Raw genomic sequence first — 19,097 nt, 5'->3', positions numbered from 1 at the left:
TTTAAATTGGAGGAATTAATTATGGGTAATCGAATTCTAATCGTTGATGACGCGGCATTCATGCGTATGATGATTAAAGACATCTTAACGAAAAATGGTTATGAAGTTGTAGGTGAAGCAGCCGATGGTATTCAAGCGGTTGAAAAGTACAATGAATTAAAGCCAGATTTAGTAACAATGGATATCACAATGCCAGAAAAAGACGGCATTGCCGCATTAAAAGAAATTAAAGCAGCAAACCCAGGCGCAACAATTATTATGTGTTCTGCAATGGGCCAACAAGCGATGGTAATCGATGCGATTCAAGCAGGAGCAAAAGATTTTATCGTAAAGCCTTTCCAAGCTGACCGCGTAATTGAAGCCATTCAAAAAGCTTTAGGTTGATCCTATGCATGCACGAATGATTTTGAAGCGAGTTAGAGCGATAGCATTGTTAGCTGTTTTAATGATTATTGCTTTCGGAGCACCTATACATAGTCAAGCTTCAGTAAGTGATGCCATTAACGCGACGAACGAATGTGAACAAAATCCAGACGTTGCATGCCCAGATACTACACCTTCAGCTGCCGAAATGGAATCTCCGTCGGCAGCTGTTGGTTTTAATGCATGGGATTACATTAAAATGATGCTCGCTTTTAGTGTTGTCATCGTTTTATTGTTCCTTGTGTTGAGGTTTTTAAAGAAACAAACACAGCAAGTACAGCAAAATGCATTAATGCAAAATTTGGGCGGTGTATCGGTTGGACAACAAAAGTCGATTCAGCTCGTAAAAGTAGGTAACAAAATGATGTTAATTGGTGTTGGGGATAACGTACAATTACTGCGTGAAGTGACGGACGAAGATGAGGTTGCCGAGTTGCAAGCGATTCATGAGTCACAGCAATTGTTTGGCGATACAACACCGTATGTGGTGAAAGTGATGCGTAACTGGATGAATAAAAAGGAGGCTGCTCCGACAGAAGAGTTCGGCTCAGTGCTCAATAAACGATTAGAAGAAATTAAGAAGGATCGAGCAAAAGATCTTGAGGCATGGCGTAATGAGGAGGAGGATCACAACAAATGAATGAGTTTATCGGTATGTTCGCCGAAAGTGATCCGGCAAACGTCTCTACCTCAGTAAAGCTATTATTGTTGTTAACAGTTTTATCGTTAGCGCCAAGTCTTTTAATTTTAATGACATCGTTTTTGCGTATTGTCATCGTATTGTCATTTGTCAGAACGTCATTAGCGACAGGACAAATGCCGCCTAACCAAGTAATTATTGGATTGGCGTTATTTTTAACGTTCTTTATTATGACACCAGTGTTTACCGAAGTGAATAAAGAGGCGTTACAGCCGTTGTTTGCGGAGGAGATTGGTATTGAGGAGGCGTATGAGCGTGCTGCAATTCCGTTTAAGGAGTTTATGGCAGGACATACTCGTCAGCAAGATTTAGAATTGTTTTTAGAATATAATCAAGCAGAAACACCAGAATCAGTAGAGGATATACCGCTGACGATGCTTGTGCCTGCTTTCGTTATTAGTGAATTGAAAACAGCATTCCAAATGGGTTTTATGGTATTCATACCATTCATCGTAATTGATATGATCGTAGCCGGTACATTAATGGCAATGGGTATGATGATGTTACCACCTGTTATGATTTCACTACCATTTAAAATTTTATTATTTGTGTTAGTTGATGGCTGGTATTTAATTATGAAATCGCTACTCGTGAGCTTCTAGGAGGAGTAACAACAATGTCTCAAGAAATGGTTGTAACAATTGCAGAACAAGCAGTGTGGATGATCTTAATTGTTGCGGGTCCTCTTATGCTCATTGCATTAGCAGTCGGTTTAGCAGTAAGTATTTTCCAAGCGACAACATCAATCCAAGAACAAACGCTAGCATTCGTACCGAAAATTGTTGCTGTATTAGTAGGCATGGTCTTTTTTGGGCCATGGATGCTGTCACAAACGACAAGTTATTTTTACGATGTGTTCAATAATTTAACGCGTTACATAGGGTGAGTAAATGGAAGAACTAGTACCGAAGATTACGATATTTTTATTAATAGTTGCTCGATTGACTGCATTTTTTGCGACAGTGCCATTCTTTTCTTATCGAACGATTCCGTCACAAGCTAAAATTGCTGTACCAATCGTTCTTGCATGGACGATGTATTATAGCCTTTCGTCGGATGTGACGATCGCGTTTGATGGTACATATCTTTTATATGTGCTGAAAGAAGTTGTCGTTGGTTTGAGCATTGGACTCGTCGCATATTTGATTATCTCTGCGGTACAAATTGCCGGTGGATTAATTGACTTCCAAATGGGTTTTGCGATCGCAAATATTATTGACCCGCAAACTGGTGCGCAAAGTCCGATTATGGGGCAACTATTTAACGTGTTAACGTTGCTTGTATTGCTATCAATTAATGGGCATCATTTATTGCTTGATGGCATTTATTATAGCTATGAATATATTGCGCTCGATCAGCTAGCGTTGAATACAGGTGATGAAAACTTTGCGGTGTTCGTCATGCAAATGATGACGACGCTGTTTGCGATTGCATTTCAAATGTCAGCACCCGTTGTAGCCGCGTTATTTTTAGTGACATTAGCGCTTGGTATTATCGGGAAAACGGTTCCGCAAATGAACATTTTTGTTGTTGGTTTCCCAATTAAAATTGTAGCGGGCTTTATTTTCTTAATTATTGTCATGGGTGTGATGGTAAATGTAATGCGTCATCTGATTGAGGTGGCGATTTATGGTATGCGAGATTTTATGACGATTTTAGGTGGGTTGTAGTATGGAGTTATTACTGCGTTTAGACTTGCAATTTTTTGCAGGGGAAAAAACTGAAAAAGCGACGCCGAAAAAACGTCAAGATTCTCGTAAAAAAGGTCAAGTATTAAAAAGTCAGGACGTAACAGCGGCTATTTTGTTACTCATGATGTTTATTGGATTATTTTTTATTGCGCCTATGATGCAGGAGCGCGTGTTAAATATTATACGTGAGGCAATGGAGACGTATGTATTAACAGAAGATTTGTCCATTGAGTCGACGATGAAACTATATACAACGTTTTTAGTTGAAATGGCAATCATCGTTGTACCAATAATGGCAATAGGTGTGTTTGCTGGTGTTGCGGCGAACTTAGTACAATTCGGATTTTTATTTACCGGTCATCCATTAAAGCCTGACTTAAAAAAAATGGATCCGATTAAAGGGATTAAAAAGATTTTTTCCGTACGTGCACTCGTCGATTTGGTGAAATCTCTTTTAAAAATTGCCCTTATTGGTACAGCGACGGTCGTCGTAATCTGGATGTATTTAGAGGACGTATTAAAGCTTGCCTTTATGGATCCACAAGATACGATGTCGATGATTGCAATGTTAACCGGCATTATGGGAATCGTTTCCGCGCTTGTATTATTATTTATTTCCGTTATCGATTATTTTTACCAGCGATACGATTATGAGAAAAACTTAAAAATGTCAAAGCAAGATATTAAAGATGAGCATAAAAATGTAGAGGGTGACCCGCAAGTAAAAGGGAAAATTAAGCAAAAGCAGCGTGAAATGGCGATGCGACGTATGATGCAAGAAGTACCGAATGCGGATGTTGTTATTACGAACCCGACACACTATGCCATCGCATTAAAATATGATGGTGATACAATGGAAGCACCTCGTGTCGTGGCGAAAGGGACAGATTTTGTCGCACAAAAAATTAAGCTCATCGCAAAGCAGCACGATGTTGTCATGGTAGAAAACCGACCGCTCGCACGTGCTATGTACGATCAAGTTGAAATTGGTGATGCGGTACCAGAGGAGTTCTTCAAAACGGTCGCAGAAATTTTAGCGTATGTGTACCGTATTAAGCGAAAAATTTAAATTGTTCGCTAAAAAAATGAACGAAAAAGCGACTGCTATAAAAAGTAGGAGCAGTTCACAGTATGTAATCAGGAGGGGCATGTATGAAATTTAGTGATTTGGGCGTCTTAGGTGCGGTTATTTTAATCGTAGCCATGCTTATTATCCCTCTTCCAAATTGGCTGTTAAGTTTTTTAATTATCATTAACATTACGTTAAGTTTGATCGTATTATTAACAGCGATGAATATGAAAGAAGCTCTTGACTTCGCAATTTTCCCATCCGTCATTTTATTATTAACGTTATTCCGTTTAGGGTTAAGTATTTCAACAACACGTGCCATCTTAACAGAAGGTGACGCAGGTGATGTTGTTGATACGTTCGGTAATTTCGTAACAGGTGGTAATATCGTTGTCGGTCTTGTTATTTTCGCATTACTTGTTATTATTCAGTTCCTTGTTATTACAAAAGGTTCTGAGCGTGTTGCAGAAGTTGCAGCGCGATTTACATTAGATGCGATGCCCGGGAAGCAAATGAGTATCGATGCCGATTTAAATGCCGGTATGATTTCGGAAGTTCAAGCGCGTGAACGCCGTGCAAAAGTATCAGGCGAGGCAGACTTTTACGGTGCAATGGATGGTGCGACAAAGTTCGTAAAAGGGGATGCAATTGCGTCCATTATTATGGTTTTTATTAACTTAATTGTCGGTATGGTTATCGGGATGCTGCAACTCGGGCTTGAATTTGGAGAAGCAGCTACACAATTCTCGAAGCTAACAGTCGGGGATGGATTAGTATCGCAAATTCCAGCATTACTAATCTCAACAGCAACCGGAATTGTCGTAACACGTGCAGCATCTGAAGGAAATTTAGGTGCGGATATTACGAAGCAGTTATTTTCACAATCGAAATTATTATACGTTGCAGCTGCGTCAATTGCGTTATTAGGTTTAGTGACGCCATTGCCAGACTGGATTACGTTACCAATAGCAGCGACACTTGCGATTACAGCGTTTATGATTGACCGCAACAAAAAGGAATCGATTGAAGAAATTCAAGAAATTGAAGAAGAAGTGGCGACTGATACGATGAAGAGTCCAGAAAATGTAGTGAACTTATTAAGTGTTGACCCAATTGAATTCGAGTTTGGTTACGGTTTAATTCCACTTGTTGATACAGCACAAGGCGGGGATTTACTTGACCGTGTCGTAATGATTCGTCGTCAATTAGCATTAGAGCTAGGTATTGTCATTCCAGTTGTGCGTATTCGCGATAACATTCAGCTTCAGCCAAACGAATACCGCATTAAAATTAAAGGGAATGAGCTGGCGCGTGGCGAGTTATTATTAGATCATTATTTAGCGATGAGTCCAGGTGATGATGATTCAATCGAAGGGATTGATACGATTGAACCATCATTTGGCTTACCAGCGAAATGGATTACGGAGCAAGTAAAAGAAGATGCTGAAATGTATGGTTATACAGTTGTTGATCCACCGAGCGTTGTGTCGACACATTTAACTGAAATAATTCGTGCAAACGCTTCAGAGCTACTCGGTCGTCAAGAAACGAAGCAGCTCGTTGATCATTTACGCGAAACGCATAGCATTTTAGTGGAAGAATTAACACCTTCCCCATTATCGATTGGTGAAATTCAAAAAGTACTTGGTCGCTTACTACAAGAAAATGTATCAGTGCGTAATTTGCCAGTCATTTTCGAGACAATGGCAGATTACTCGAAGCTTACGAGCGATACAGACATTTTAACGGAGTATGTACGTCAAGCATTAGCGCGTCAAATTACGGCGCAGCATACGAACGGTCAATCGACGCTGAAGGTTATTACGATTTCTGGTAGAATTGAAAAAATGTTAGCAGATAGCATTCAGCAAACCGAGCATGGTAACTATTTAGCGATGGACCCACAAGATTCGCAAAACATTTTAGAAGCAATAGCAAAAGAAGTAGAGCGCGTATCGTTCATGGAGCAGTCGTCGATTTTACTATGCTCACCAGGTGTACGTATGTATTTACGACAATTAACAGAACGTTACTTCCCACAAATTCCTGTCCTATCATATAATGAACTAGATGCAGCTATTGAAATTCAAAGTGTCGGGATGGTGAATGTAGAATGAGAATGAAAAAGTTTACGGCTGAAACGATGCCGGAAGTTATGAAAAAAGTACGTGCTGAGCTTGGTGATGATGCAGTCATCATTAACCAGCGCGTCGTAAAACAAAAAAAGCTACTCGGCTTAATGTCAACGAAAACGTTTGAAGTAACAGCAGGTATTGATGATGTCGAGCTACCAGTAAAACAAGCAAAGTCAAAAGTATCGCTACCGACAGAGATTGTAAAGTCAGCGAAGCAAGCTGAAGAAAAAGCAGATGCACAAGCAGAAGCTTTACGTAACGAACTTGCCGATGTGAAGGCGATGCTACAAGGTTTAACGCGTCAGCAACAAGCCGTTCAATATCCAGCAGCGTTAACGACGGTGTTAGCGAAATTAAAAAAGCAAGAGCTAGACGAGGAGCTCATCACAGCTATTGGTGATGAGCTTTTCACTCATATTGAGAAAAAGCGTGTGCAAGCAACGACAGAATCATTACAAAAGGAAGCTGCGGCTATATTGCGTAAAAAGTTAGCACATTTACCGATGGGTGGCTTTCATGAGTCGAAAAAATTTATTCAATTGCTTGGTCCAACTGGTGTAGGAAAGACGACGACGATTGCAAAAATTGCGGCACGTACGTCGCTTGAGCAAAAGAAAAAGGTTGGATTTATGACAACTGATACGTACCGAATTGCGGCTATTGAACAGTTAAAGACGTATGCTGGGTTATTACAAGCACCTGTTGAAATTATTTATTCGATCTCGGATTATGAGCAGGCGACAAAAAATTTAGCGCGTCAAGACATTGTGTTTGTCGATACGGCTGGGCGCAACTATAAGGAAAAGCGCCACGTTGAAGAAATTACAAAGTTGTTAAACTTCCATGAACAAATGGAGACATATGTCGTGCTGTCTTCTACGATGAAACAACAAGATTTATGCGATGTGATTGATCAGTTTGCGAACATACCTTATGAAAAATTTATATTTACGAAGCTTGACGAAACGAATTCTATTGGCACAATTATTAATTTAATGGTTAAATATAATAAAGGTCTTTCTTACTATGCTTCTGGGCAAGAAGTACCCGAAGATATTGAGGAAGCATCTTTAGATCGTTTAATCGCATTGTTATTCTAAGGAGAGCATGAATGAGGGATCAAGCAGAAAACTTACGCAGGAAATTGCTGCAAAGCCAAGGTAAATTAGGTCGCTCAGTCGCGGTAGTTAGCGGCAAAGGGGGAGTTGGTAAAAGTAATTTTACAACGAACTTCTCATTAGAGCTTGTTAGAAGAGGAAAAAAAGTCATTATTGTTGATATGGACATTGGCATGGGAAATATTCATATTTTAATTGGGAAAAGCGCTTCCTATAGTTTGAAAGATTACTTAGAAGGTAATAAATCACTAGAGGAAGTTATGTTAACGAGGGAAGACGGCTTATGCTACATTTCTGGAGGATCTGGAATGTCGACATTGCTTCAATGGACGGATACGCAGTTTGAGAAGCTGATTGAAGCGTTTGAGTATTTGCAGCAGCAGTTTGATTATATTGTCTTTGATATGGGTGCGGGTGCAACGAATTGGTCTTTAGATTTACTCGTTTCGGTCGATGATATAGTTGTTATTACGACTTCAGAACCAACATCGATTACAGACGCTTATTCCATGATGAAATATATTTATTTGAAGGATGCACAAAAAAACTTCTATTTAATTTGTAACCGTGTGTACGATGCTGAGGAAGGGCGCGAAACATTGCAGCGTTTGCGCACTGTAATGACAAACTTTTTACATAAAGATGTCACGGTGCTTGGTTCATTACCAGAAGAGCCGCTTGTGCGCAAAGCTGTACAGCGTCAAGTGCCGTTTTCAGAGCTTTATCCGAACGCACCGATTACACGGAAACTACAACAAATTGTGACGGCCTTTACAGAGCATCGAGCAGAAGAAGTACATGCGCCTGCAAAAGGGAGCAAGCTATTAACAAAATTACGTTCAATTTTCTTGAAAGGTCGTGATTAGGTGAGTTTGTCAAAAAAGAAATTATTAATTGTTGATGATTCTGCCTTTATGCGGAAATTAATTAGCGATTTTTTTCAAAATCATCCAACAATCGAAGTAGTCGGCTCTGCACGTAACGGTAAAGATGCGCTCGTTAAAATTGAGCAGCTACGTCCGGACGTTGTAACGATGGACGTAGAGATGCCCGTTATGAATGGCTTAGAAGCAGTGAAGCAAATTATGGATACGCAGCCGGTGCCGATTGTTATGCTGTCAAGTACGACGCAGCAAGGGGCAGAAAATACGTTAATCGCAATGGAAAATGGAGCGGTGGATTTTATCGCAAAGCCAAGCGGTACGATCTCACTTGATTTACATAAAATTCAAGAAGAGCTTGTTCAAAAAATTGAGCAAGCTGTTAACGTTCCGGTGCGCAATTTACGTAAAATGTCTACGAGCTATCCGTCACGTACAACAGCAATGCCGCTAACACCGAAGTCAAGAACACCGCAAGCACCGATTTTACCTGTGCGAAAGCCTGTCGCTCCACAGCCTGTCGTAACAAATCATACAGCTCAAAAATGGTCGCGTACATCAAAGAAAATTATCGTCATTGGCACATCCACTGGTGGACCACGAGCATTACAAGATGTCATTACGAAAATTCCAGCTTCTGTGCAAGCACCCATTTTAATTGTGCAGCATATGCCAGCTGGATTTACGAAATCGCTTGCGAACCGACTAAATCAGCTAAGTGCCATTCATGTAAAAGAAGCAGAGCATGGTGATATTTTACAAAATGGTACAGCATACATAGCTCCTGGTGGGTATCATTTGAAATTACGTAAAGTTGGCATGTCGTTTGGAATCGTACTTGATAATGAGGAACCACCGAAGTCAGGGCATCGTCCGTCTGTTGATATTATGTTTGAAAGCGTAAGTCAATATGCAGATTTTGATAAAGTGGCAGTTATTATGACCGGTATGGGACATGACGGTGCACAAGGTTTAAAAGCATTAAAAAAGAGTGGCACAGTAATGGCGATTGCGGAATCTCAAAATACATGCATTGTGTACGGTATGCCAAAAGCAGCCGTAGAAACACAGCTTGTCGATGAAATAGCAGATGTTGATAATATTGCACAAACGATTATGAAATATGTACCTTAAAGGGGGCCCTTTAGATGGAAGTGAATCAATACTTAGAAATGTTCATCGATGAGAGTAAAGAGCATTTACAATCATGCAATGAGCATTTACTAGACTTAGAGAAAAATCCGAACGACTTAGCAATTGTAAGTGAAATTTTCCGTTCTGCGCATACGTTAAAAGGTATGGCTGCAACGATGGGCTTTGAAGATTTAGCAGATTTAACACATAAAATGGAAAATGTTTTAGATGCGATTCGTAATGCGAAAATTATCGTAACGTCAGACATTTTAGACGTTGTATTTGAATCGGTGGATCATTTAGAAGAAATGGTTAACGATATCGCAAATGGCGGCGACGGAAAACGCGACGTTTCTCAAACTGTTGAAAAGCTAAAACGAATTGAAGCGCAAGAGCCAATTGAAGATATTGTAGCACCAGCAGCAACTGTAGCTGAGCCTGTAGAAGCAGTAGAATCGAAATTAAACTTTGATACGTTTGAAAAGACCGTTATTAACCAATCGTTCGATCAAGGTTTTACAGTGTATGAAATTTACGTGAAGTTACGCGACGATTGCTTATTAAAAGCAGCGCGTGTGTTCATGGTATTTGAAATTTTAGAAAAGCTAGGCGAAGTTATTAAAGCAGTTCCGACAGTTGAAAAGCTAGAAGAAGAGCAATTTGATAGCGAGTTTTACGTAGCGTTCGTATCGAAATCAGATACAGCAGCTGTACAAGAAAAGCTATTAAAAGTGTCAGAAGTTGAAGTAGTAGAAGTGACACCAGTTACGAAGGCACAGTTCAACATGCCAGAGGAAGCGGAACAAGCTGCTGCACCAGTAGCACCGACACCGGCAGCACCAGTTCAACCAGTAGCGCCTGTTGCAGCTCCAGCAGCGACGCCAGCACCACCAGCTGTCGATGACAAAAAAGCGCCAGTGAAAACGCAAGCAGCGATGAGCAAAACGATTCGAGTAAACATTGAGCGTTTAGATATTTTAATGAACTTATTTGAAGAGCTTGTAATTGACCGTGGACGTTTGCAATCAATTTCAAGCGAAGTCAATCATAGCGAATTAACAGAAACGGTAGAGCGTATGAGCCGTACGATGGGCGACTTACAAACAATCGTTTTAACGATGCGCATGGTTCCTGTTGAAACAGTATTCAATCGCTTCCCGAAAATGGTTCGTCAAATTTCACGTGACTTAAACAAAAAAATTCGCCTAGATGTCATCGGTGCAGAAACAGAGCTTGACCGTACTGTAATTGATGAAATCGGTGACCCACTCGTTCACTTAATTCGTAACTCAGTTGACCATGGTATTGAGTCTCCTGAAGTGCGTCGTGCAAACGGTAAGCCAGAAGAAGGGATTGTACAGCTTCGTGCATTCCATAGCGGTAACCACGTATTCATCGAGATTGAAGATGATGGTGCGGGCGTAAATCGTGAAAAAGTATTAGGTAAAGCGATTGCGCGCGGCTTAGTGGCACCAGAAGTAGCACCGTCGTTATCAGATAAGCAAGTAGCTGAGTTCATTATGGCAGCAGGCTTCTCAACAGCGGATGTGATTTCAGATATTTCTGGTCGTGGTGTAGGATTAGACGTAGTAAAAACGACAATCGAGTCACTCGGCGGTCAAATTTCAATCGACTCAACGCCAGGAAAAGGCTCAACGTTCTCGATTCAATTACCGTTAACGTTATCGATCATTTCAGTAATGCTTGTTGAAATTGAGAAGGAAATTTATGCGATTCCATTATCATCAATTATCGAAACGTCAATTATTCGTACGTCAGATATTTTAAATGCGCATAACCAAAAAGTAATTGATTTCCGTGGTAAAGTTGTACCGCTTGTGTTCTTAGAGGAAATTTTCGAAGTGCCACGTACAGAGCCAGTAAACGATGGATTCCATTCAGTTGTCATTGTTCGTAAAAATGATAAGCTTGCAGGTCTTGTTGTTGATTCGTTCATCGGTCAGCAAGAGATTGTATTAAAATCTTTAGGAAATTACTTAACAAATATTTTTGCCATTTCAGGTGCAACAATTTTAGGTAACGGTAAAGTAGCGTTAATTGTTGACTGTAATGCGTTAATTAAGTAAGGCGGGGTGAATGACATGACAAACACAACAACAGAAGTTGAATCAATGAAAGTAATCGTCTTTCAATTAGCGGATAAAGAATATGCGGTGCCGGTTGCGCAAGTACGAGGTATTGAGAAATTAATGCACATTACGCGTGTACCAAAAACACCACATTACGTGAAAGGTGTTATTAATTTACGCGGTGTCGTAACGCCAATTATCGACTTACGTGAGCGATTTAGCTTGCCGCTACCAGCAGATGAGGAAACGACACGTATTATTATTATTCAATTGGAAGATATGGAAGTCGGATTTGTTGTCGATTCTGCAAATGACGTATTAGACATTGCAATGGATACAATTGAGCCGCAACCAGAAGTCGTTGGATCATATGAGGAAGAGTTCATTTCAGGTGTAGCGAAAATTGAGAAGCGTTTATTAATTTTATTGCATTTAGAAAAAGTACTCATTATGTAGTAAAGTAGGCGATATTATGACCGAAGAAACGTCCATTACGTCGCTCCATTTAGATGTATTGAAGGAGGTTGGCAACATCGGCGCTGCACATGCAGCGACGGCGTTGTCCGATCTTTTACAAAAAAAGATTGATATGCACGTTCCGAGTGTTCAGACAGTATCGTTTGAAGAGATGATGGAGCTAGCAGGTGGAGCAGAAGAAGTTGTAGTTGGAATTTTCCTTCGTATTGAAGGCGATGCAGATGGAAGTATGTTTTTTATTTTACCTGTAGAACAAGCAAATCACTTTATTCGTGGTCTAATTCATGATGACACATTTGATTTATACAATCCACCTGTGTCGGAGCTTGGATTATCAGCGATGCAAGAGATGGGGAATATTTTATCAGGTTCGTATTTATCTGCATTATCCGATTTTACAGGGCTAAAGTTATATCCAACTGTACCAGGGTTGAGTATTGATATGTTCGGAGCAATTATTAGCATCGGTTTAATTGATTTATCTTATGTGACAGATCAAGTAATTGTTATTAATACGTCAATCTTTGAAGAAAGCGAGGAAGTACGTCAGTCGTTAAAAGGAAACTTCTTTTTATTGCCGGACCCTCAAACTTTTATGAAAATTTTTAAGGCGCTTGGGGTAGCGTAATATGCTAACGAATAACCAAGTTGTGAAAGTAGGCATTGCTCAAATGGATGTAGCAAAGGAGCCTTTAACGATCCGAACATCGGGATTAGGCTCATGTGTTGGAGTGGTGCTATATGATGAATCAAAAAAAATCGCGGGACTTGTCCATGTGATGTTGCCGGATTCTGCGCTTAATCGTACGACACAAATCAATGAAGCTAAATTTGCAGATACAGGTATAGTGGCAATGGCGGATATGTTAAAAAGACAAGGCGCGTTACGTTTGAAGGCAAAAATCGCGGGAGGTGCGCAAATGTTTCAATTTTCATCGGATAAAGATTCGATGCGCATTGGCCCAAGAAATGTTGAAGCTGTGAAGACGCAGCTACGCAAATTAGCTATTCAGCTAGTGGCAGAAGATACTGGTGGTAATAGCGGACGAACTATTGAATTTGATCCAGCGACGTCGATTTTGCATATTCGCACAGTGAATCAAGGAGTGAAACAGCTATGACGTTACATGGAAGTATTTTTTATAATTGTTGGATTGCATTGGCTGCATTTTCCGTGCATTTTTTCCTTGCGATGCAATCGCCATATGTGACACCGCACGTGTTATTTGGTAGTTTTGCAACAGCAATTATTGCCTTTTTTGCAACGTATATTATTCGTTACATTATTTCATATGCGATGTATACACCAGAACAAGCAACGGATGCAGACGCATTAAGCGCTCAGCAACAAGAGGATGCATTAAACATGCAAGACAACAATTCAACGGTTGAGTTTAATGATGAAAACTCTGAGGAAATCGCGGAAGTTGTACGAACAATGTTGAATAAAGAGGAGCCGACAGTGGCGAAATAATAAAGTGCTACAGTATTATTTACTGTAGTCTTTTTATTTTTTATAGATTATTATGCAACGTGTTTAGCTTACTTTAAGTGTGTTGATATACGAATTTTATCGTTTATGATGGCAAGATAGCGTTGACGCAAAAAATGTAGATCTGAGCATAAATCGCTCGTGACTGAAGCGCCCGCAATTGAGACAAGACGATCACTCATTCGTTTACAGCGTTCATTTGTGCGGAATTATAAAGTTTTTAGACACGTCCTATTTAACGAGTACTGAACTTGTTAGACATATGTAATCGACTCAAGTTTGTTTTCTTAGCTACTTCTAGGGAACGCTGAAATATAATGAGAGACGCTGTCGATTTGAAAAAAATTTGACATTTTCGATTGAAAAATAGGGTATAAAAAAGTAAAAAGTAAAAAATGTGACATTTTTCGGAAAAAAATTGTTGTTCCGCTAAATGTTTAGCACAAATTACGTAAGGTAAAATAGAAAGTTGTATGTTACATTTGATATAATAGACGGAAAGGATTCATGAAGGAAGAGGTGGTTTCATGACTCAAGCAAAATCCGAAGAACAAAAGCTTTGGATGCGTTGGGCAAAAGACAAAGACCCACTAGTTGGCGATATTTTAGTGAAAAAATATACGCCTCTCGTTTCTTATCATGTGCAACGCATAGCAGCAGGCTTGCCTAAAAATGTATCACGAGATGATTTAACGAGCTTAGGGATGATGGGGTTATTTGATGCGTTAAATAAATTTGATATTCAGCGAGATTTAAAGTTTGATACGTATGCATCGTTTCGTGTACGTGGTGCGATTATTGACGGGTTGCGAAAAGAGGATTGGTTACCGCGCTCAGCACGTGAGAAGGCGAAGAAACTTGATGTGCAAATTGAGTCGCTTGAGCAGAAATTAATGCGTCATGTGACACCAGAGGAAATTGCAGCGCATGCGAATTTATCAGTGGATGAAGTGTATCAGACGGTGCAGGAGCATTTTTTCTCCAACGTATTATCCATTAACGAACAGTTTGATGACCAGGAAGAAGCGGAAGGGAAGTCGTTTGTCATTCGAGATGATACGATGAAAACGCCTGAGCAGCAGGTTGTGAAAACAGAGTTAATTCACGATTTGATGGAAAATATAAGGAAGTTAAATGACAAGGAACAGCTCGTGCTAAGTTTATTTTATACAGAGGAATTAACGTTAACGGAGATTGGTGACATTTTAGGGCTGTCGACGTCGCGTATTTCACAAATCCATTCGAAGGCGTTATTTAAATTACGCAAACTGTTAATGACAGAAATGTTAAATGCGTAAGGGGTTGATTGTATGAGTTTAAAAGGTATCGAATTGCAAATTGCGATTCCAAAAACGTTTGATGCAGGGAAAGTCGTCGAGCAGCAGCAGCAGCACATTACGAATCAGCAAATGCATGCAAATGAGGCGTTAAAGCGAGAAGTCGAGCGTCAGCAAACAATCGTCAATGAAACAGAGGGCTTAATGAACATTGACGGTGACGAGGAAAAAAAGCGTGAGCAAGAGCGTGAGGAGCAACAACGTAAAAAGAAGCTTGAGCTAGCGAAGAAAAAAGCAAAGCATCCGTTCAAAGGCAATTTCGTTGACTTTAGCGGATGATGTTATACATGAAAATAAACGAAGAAAGAGAGGTGACAGCTGTTTCCGAAGCAAGTAAGCGCTTGTGTACGTAACAGTGAAGTATGATTGCAGCAATCGTCGCCTTATTTATTTTAGTCATCATCGCATTTGCAGTCATTTTATTGCTGTACATGAAAGTGTCGCAGTTAAAAGGACTAGAGAAAAAACAGCAAATTATGATGCGTGAGATGGATCAGCTTGTGAGCGCATATTTAGTTGAAATGCGTGAGGAAAATGATCGTCTATTAGGAGAGCTTCAGCAAACGAAGCCAAAATCGATTTTTAATGAGCCTGTTCAGTCGGTGAAAAAGCCAGCCGCGCCGTATGTGCCACCAATTCCAGAAGAAGAGGTTGTCGTTGAAACAGCATTCGATAAGCCAGCTGTGCCAAAAAATGTGGTAGTCAATGCATATATGAGCCAGCCGCCGAAAAAGAAAAAGAAGACGTTTGATGAGGCTTTACAGCAAGCTGTGCCGATTCATCCACCGACAAGTGAAGTGCATGCCCTTGCAGCAGAAGGGAAGAGCGTTGAGGAAATTGCTCGTGCGCTTGGCAAAGGGATAACAGAGGTCGAGTTATTATTAAAGTTCCGTGCGTAAAATGGTTGCGCACGGCTTTTTTTTATGCTATATTGGTTAACGGTAATAATTACATTACACACGCATTTTGATGTAGTAAGTGGTGCCTTCTTGCTGGAGGTTGCTTGTTGCAAATGAAAAATGCGGAGGAAATTAACCAAAACTTAGGAGGAAATACTCATGTCAGTAATTTCAATGAAACAATTACTTGAAGCTGGTGTACATTTCGGTCACCAAACTCGTCGTTGGAACCCAAAAATGAAGAAATTTATCTTCGTTGAGCGTAACGGGATCTACATCATCGACTTACAAAAAACAGTTAAAAAATTAGAAGAAGCTTACGATTTCATGCGTCAAGTTGGTCAAGACGGTGGTAAAGTTTTATTCGTTGGTACGAAAAAACAAGCACAAGAAGCGATCAAAGAAGAAGCAGAACGTTCAGGCAACTACTACATTAACCAACGTTGGTTAGGTGGTACTTTAACAAACTTCGGTACAATCCAAAAACGTGTTGCTCGTATGAAGCAAATCGAAAAAATGGAAGAAGATGGCACTTTCGAAGTGTTACCGAAAAAAGAAGTTATTCAACTTAAAAAACAACACGAGCGCTTAGTTAAATTCTTAGGCGGTATCCGTGATATGACTGCAATTCCAGATGTAATGTACGTGGTTGACCCACGTAAAGAGCGTATCGCAGTTGCAGAAGCACGTAAACTTAACATCCCTCTAGTTGGTATTGTTGATACTAACTGTGATCCAGATGAAATCGACTACGTGATTCCAGCGAACGACGATGCTATCCGCGCTGTTAAATTATTAACTGCTAAAATGGCTGACGCTTTAATCGAGTCTAAACAAGGTGAAGAAACTGCTGTAGTAGAAGCAACTACTGCTGAATAATTCACTTTTACAAAGGTGATAAGTGGATGAGTCCCTTATCACCTTTTTTTGAAGAAAAAGGGCAATCTCTTGTCTTTATTGAAAAAATAGCATACAACTAATTATGAGGTCATCTGTATGTTGGTGAGCTAACTGCCTAGTGCTCGTATGCGCATCATCCAATTGACTACTGATTAGTTACTTATATTCCAAGGAGGAAATCCAACATGGCAACAATTACTGCTCAATTAGTAAAAGAATTACGTGAAAAAACTGGCGCAGGTATGATGGACTGCAAAAAAGCATTAGTACAAACTGATGGCGACATGGAAGCGGCAATCGACTTCTTACGTGAAAAAGGTTTAGCTGCTGCTGGTAAAAAGGCTGACCGCGTAGCTGCTGAAGGTACTACTTACATTTTAGAAAACGGTAATGAAGCAATTTTAGTTGAAATTAACGCTGAAACGGACTTCGTATCTAAAAACGATAAATTCATCACTTTAGTTGAAGAATTAGCTGCTCACCTTTTAGCAACTAAGCCAGCTGATGTAGATGCAGCGTTAGAAACAGAAATTAACGGTGTTAAAGTTTCTGATTACATTTCTACTGCAATCGCTACAATCGGTGAAAAAATTTCATTACGTCGTTTTGAAATTAAAACAAAAACGGATGCAGACGCATTCGGCGCTTATTTACACATGGGCGGACGTATCGGTGTATTAGTAGTACTTGAAGGTTCTACTGACGCTGCTGCTGCAAAAGATATCGCTATGCATATCGCTGCAATCAACCCAACGTACGTTTCTCGTGACGAAGTTTCTGCTGAAGAAGTAGAGCGCGAGCGTAAAGTATTAACTGAGCAAGCGTTAAATGAAGGTAAACCAGAAAACATCGTAGCGAAAATGGTAGAAGGTCGTCTTGGTAAGTACTTCGAAGACGTTTGCTTATTAGACCAAACTTTCGTTAAAAACTCTGACCAAAAAGTACGTGACTTCGTAGGTTCTACTGGCGGTACAGTGACTGGCTTCAAACGTTTCGCTGTTGGTGAAGGTATCGAAAAACGCGAAGATAACTTTGCAGAAGAAGTTATGAGCCAAGTTAAAGGTAACTAATTTCACATTATAAATAGAAAGAATAGGGAACACATTTGCGTGTTCCCTATTTTTCAAGCAATGAAAAGTTACATCTTTTACGCAAAACGTAGTAAAATAAAAGAAATGACGGAGGTTTCCTATGAGTGTTCCACAATACAAACGAGTAGTAATTAAGTTAAGCGGAGAAGCGTTAGCGGGCGAAGCAGGCTTTGGTTTATCACCGCAAATCATTAAAGAAGTTGCGAAACAAGTGAAGGAAGTTGTCGACCTTGGCGTAGAAGTAGCAGTAGTTGTTGGCGGTGGGAACATTTGGCGTGGAAAGATCGGTAGCGAAATGGGCATGGAGCGTGCATCAGCCGACTACATGGGCATGTTAGCAACAGTTATGAACTCGTTAGCATTACAAGACGCTTTAGAAAAATTAGACATTGAAACGCGTGTGCAATCGTCAATCGTAATGACGCAAGTTGCAGAGCCGTATATTCGTCGTAAAGCTGTTCGTCATTTAGAGAAAAAGCGCGTTGTCATTTTCGCAGCTGGTACAGGTAACCCTTACTTCTCAACAGATACAACAGCCGCATTACGCGCAGCAGAAATTAACGCAGATGCGATTTTAATGGCGAAAAACAATGTAGATGGTGTGTACTCAGCGGACCCTCGTATTGATAAAACAGCAGTGAAATATGACACATTAACGTACTTAGATGTTATTCAACAAGGATTACAAGTAATGGATTCAACTGCTTCAACTTTATGTATGGATAACGACATTCCGTTAATCGTCTTTTCAATTTCAGAAGAAGGTAACATTCGTCGTGCCGTACAAGGAGAAAAAATTGGTACAATTGTTAGGAGGTCTATTTAATGACAAAAGAAATTTTAGCAAATGCAAAAGATAAAATGGAAAAATCAGTTTCAGCTTTATCACGTCAATTAGCATCAATTCGTGCAGGTCGTGCGAATGCAGGCTTACTTGATCGTATTTCAGTAGATTACTACGGCTCACCAACACCGGTAAACCAAATTGCAGGTATTTCAGTACCAGAAGCACGTTTATTAGTTATTCAACCGTATGATAAATCTGCTTTAGGTGATATCGAAAAAGCAATTATGAAATCAGATCTTGGTATTACGCCAACGAATGATGGAAATATTATTCGTTTAGCAATTCCAGCTTTAACAGAAGAGCGTCGTAAAGAGCTTGCAAAACAAGTGAAAAAAGAAGCAGAAGAAGCGAAAGTTGCAGTACGTAACGTGCGTCGTGATGCGAACGATGATTTAAAGAAAGCTGAAAAAGCGGGCGAAATTACAGAGGACGATTTACGTGGTTACGGTGAAGACATCCAAAAATTAACGGATGATTTCATTGCGAAAGTAGATGCAGTCGCAAAAGATAAAGAGCAAGAGTTACTGGAAGTTTAATTTCCGGCGAACTTCTTCCATATGAGGAACGTCCTAAATATTAGGGCGTTCTTTTTATATATATAGATTGAACTTTTGAGTAAGAACATAAGGTAGGCATCGTTCTTACGTGTAGGCGGCAACTTATGTAGGAAAAGCAGGTCTGTTGATTAGCCATTTATATACAGTGAAATCGGGTGTTGTTAGCAACCATCTGGAAATAAATGCTGCATATTAATGGCAGTAAGCGTGCGGCGAGCGTCCTGGGGGAAAAGCTCGTGCCTCAAGAGACCGTAAA

At 40.0% G+C, this 19,097-nt stretch carries 22 protein-coding genes; all 22 read left to right on the top strand.

The genetic code is table 11. The features are described from left to right. The first annotated feature begins 21 nt into the window (after window positions 1–21). The 22 genes from A6K76_RS15725 (at window position 22) to frr (ending at window position 18,820) form a co-directional block, all read left to right on the top strand. Entirely contained in the window at window positions 22–384 is a 363-nt protein-coding gene (locus tag A6K76_RS15725; protein WP_066466558.1) for a response regulator, read from the top strand. 46 nt (window positions 385–430) lie between these two features. Further along, complete coding sequence (locus A6K76_RS15720; RefSeq protein ID WP_066466557.1) at window positions 431–1,063, top strand: flagellar biosynthetic protein FliO; 633 nt, start codon at window positions 431–433, stop codon at window positions 1,061–1,063. Next, window positions 1,060–1,725 carry a flagellar type III secretion system pore protein FliP gene (fliP, locus tag A6K76_RS15715; protein ID WP_066466556.1) on the top strand — a complete coding sequence of 222 codons (666 nt, stop codon included), beginning with the start codon at window positions 1,060–1,062 and terminating at the stop codon, window positions 1,723–1,725. Before A6K76_RS15720 ends, fliP begins: the two co-directional genes overlap by 4 nt. Window positions 1,726–1,739: 14 nt before the next feature. Then, window positions 1,740–2,009, top strand: coding sequence for a flagellar biosynthesis protein FliQ (gene fliQ / locus A6K76_RS15710; RefSeq protein WP_066466555.1), 270 nt, complete (start codon window positions 1,740–1,742; stop codon window positions 2,007–2,009). Between the two features lie 4 nt (window positions 2,010–2,013). Then, window positions 2,014–2,793, top strand: coding sequence for a flagellar biosynthetic protein FliR (fliR, locus tag A6K76_RS15705; protein ID WP_066466554.1), 780 nt, complete (start codon window positions 2,014–2,016; stop codon window positions 2,791–2,793). A 1-nt stretch (window position 2,794) separates the two neighbouring features. Then, complete coding sequence (gene flhB, locus A6K76_RS15700; RefSeq protein ID WP_066466553.1) at window positions 2,795–3,883, top strand: flagellar biosynthesis protein FlhB; 1,089 nt, start codon at window positions 2,795–2,797, stop codon at window positions 3,881–3,883. An 83-nt stretch (window positions 3,884–3,966) separates the two neighbouring features. Further along, window positions 3,967–6,000 (top strand): flagellar biosynthesis protein FlhA, encoded by a 2,034-nt coding sequence (flhA, locus tag A6K76_RS15695; protein ID WP_066466552.1) that lies wholly within the window; start codon window positions 3,967–3,969, stop codon window positions 5,998–6,000. Between the two features lie 2 nt (window positions 6,001–6,002). Next, window positions 6,003–7,118, top strand: a complete 1,116-nt coding sequence (gene flhF, locus A6K76_RS15690; RefSeq protein WP_245672011.1) for a flagellar biosynthesis GTPase FlhF — start codon at window positions 6,003–6,005, stop codon at window positions 7,116–7,118. A gap of 11 nt (window positions 7,119–7,129) precedes the next feature. Next, complete coding sequence (locus A6K76_RS15685) at window positions 7,130–8,002, top strand: MinD/ParA family protein (protein WP_066466550.1); 873 nt, start codon at window positions 7,130–7,132, stop codon at window positions 8,000–8,002. Between the two features lie 48 nt (window positions 8,003–8,050). Then, the gene (locus A6K76_RS15680; RefSeq protein WP_066466569.1) at window positions 8,051–9,151 is read left to right on the top strand and encodes a protein-glutamate methylesterase/protein-glutamine glutaminase; all 1,101 of its coding nucleotides are present in this window, start codon (window positions 8,051–8,053) and stop codon (window positions 9,149–9,151) included. 14 nt (window positions 9,152–9,165) lie between these two features. Next, window positions 9,166–11,238, top strand: coding sequence for a chemotaxis protein CheA (locus tag A6K76_RS15675; protein ID WP_066466549.1), 2,073 nt, complete (start codon window positions 9,166–9,168; stop codon window positions 11,236–11,238). Window positions 11,239–11,253: 15 nt separating this feature from the next. Next, window positions 11,254–11,697: a chemotaxis protein CheW gene (locus tag A6K76_RS15670; RefSeq protein WP_066466548.1), complete on the top strand. Its 444-nt coding sequence runs from the start codon at window positions 11,254–11,256 to the stop codon at window positions 11,695–11,697. Between the two features lie 16 nt (window positions 11,698–11,713). Next, window positions 11,714–12,346, top strand: a complete 633-nt coding sequence (locus tag A6K76_RS15665; RefSeq protein WP_066466547.1) for a chemotaxis protein CheC — start codon at window positions 11,714–11,716, stop codon at window positions 12,344–12,346. A gap of 1 nt (window position 12,347) precedes the next feature. After that, window positions 12,348–12,839 carry a chemotaxis protein CheD gene (locus tag A6K76_RS15660; protein ID WP_066466546.1) on the top strand — a complete coding sequence of 164 codons (492 nt, stop codon included), beginning with the start codon at window positions 12,348–12,350 and terminating at the stop codon, window positions 12,837–12,839. Continuing rightward, complete coding sequence (locus A6K76_RS15655; protein ID WP_066466545.1) at window positions 12,836–13,192, top strand: hypothetical protein; 357 nt, start codon at window positions 12,836–12,838, stop codon at window positions 13,190–13,192. The genes A6K76_RS15660 and A6K76_RS15655 overlap by 4 nt, the downstream gene beginning before the upstream one ends. A 545-nt stretch (window positions 13,193–13,737) precedes the next feature. Continuing rightward, a complete protein-coding gene (locus A6K76_RS15650) occupies window positions 13,738–14,508 on the top strand; it encodes a FliA/WhiG family RNA polymerase sigma factor (protein ID WP_066466544.1) in 771 nt (256 codons plus the stop codon). Between the two features lie 12 nt (window positions 14,509–14,520). Then, complete coding sequence (locus tag A6K76_RS15645; protein WP_066466543.1) at window positions 14,521–14,826, top strand: RNA polymerase subunit sigma; 306 nt, start codon at window positions 14,521–14,523, stop codon at window positions 14,824–14,826. Between the two features lie 83 nt (window positions 14,827–14,909). Beyond that, the gene (locus A6K76_RS15640) at window positions 14,910–15,446 is read left to right on the top strand and encodes a hypothetical protein (RefSeq protein ID WP_066466542.1); all 537 of its coding nucleotides are present in this window, start codon (window positions 14,910–14,912) and stop codon (window positions 15,444–15,446) included. 159 nt (window positions 15,447–15,605) lie between these two features. Then, complete coding sequence (rpsB, locus tag A6K76_RS15635) at window positions 15,606–16,325, top strand: 30S ribosomal protein S2 (protein ID WP_066466541.1); 720 nt, start codon at window positions 15,606–15,608, stop codon at window positions 16,323–16,325. Between the two features lie 206 nt (window positions 16,326–16,531). Further along, on the top strand, window positions 16,532–17,416 hold the full coding sequence (gene tsf / locus A6K76_RS15630) for a translation elongation factor Ts (RefSeq protein WP_066466540.1): 885 nt from the start codon (window positions 16,532–16,534) through the stop codon (window positions 17,414–17,416). A 121-nt stretch (window positions 17,417–17,537) separates the two neighbouring features. Beyond that, window positions 17,538–18,263, top strand: a complete 726-nt coding sequence (gene pyrH, locus A6K76_RS15625; RefSeq protein ID WP_066466539.1) for a UMP kinase — start codon at window positions 17,538–17,540, stop codon at window positions 18,261–18,263. After that, complete coding sequence (frr, locus tag A6K76_RS15620) at window positions 18,263–18,820, top strand: ribosome recycling factor (RefSeq protein WP_066466538.1); 558 nt, start codon at window positions 18,263–18,265, stop codon at window positions 18,818–18,820. Before pyrH ends, frr begins: the two co-directional genes overlap by 1 nt. The last annotated feature ends 277 nt before the right edge of the window (window positions 18,821–19,097 follow it).

Source organism: Caryophanon latum, assembly GCF_001700325.1.
GTDB classification, from domain to species: domain Bacteria; phylum Bacillota; class Bacilli; order Bacillales_A; family Planococcaceae; genus Caryophanon; species Caryophanon latum.
This window is presented reverse-complemented; position numbering and strand designations above follow the sequence as displayed.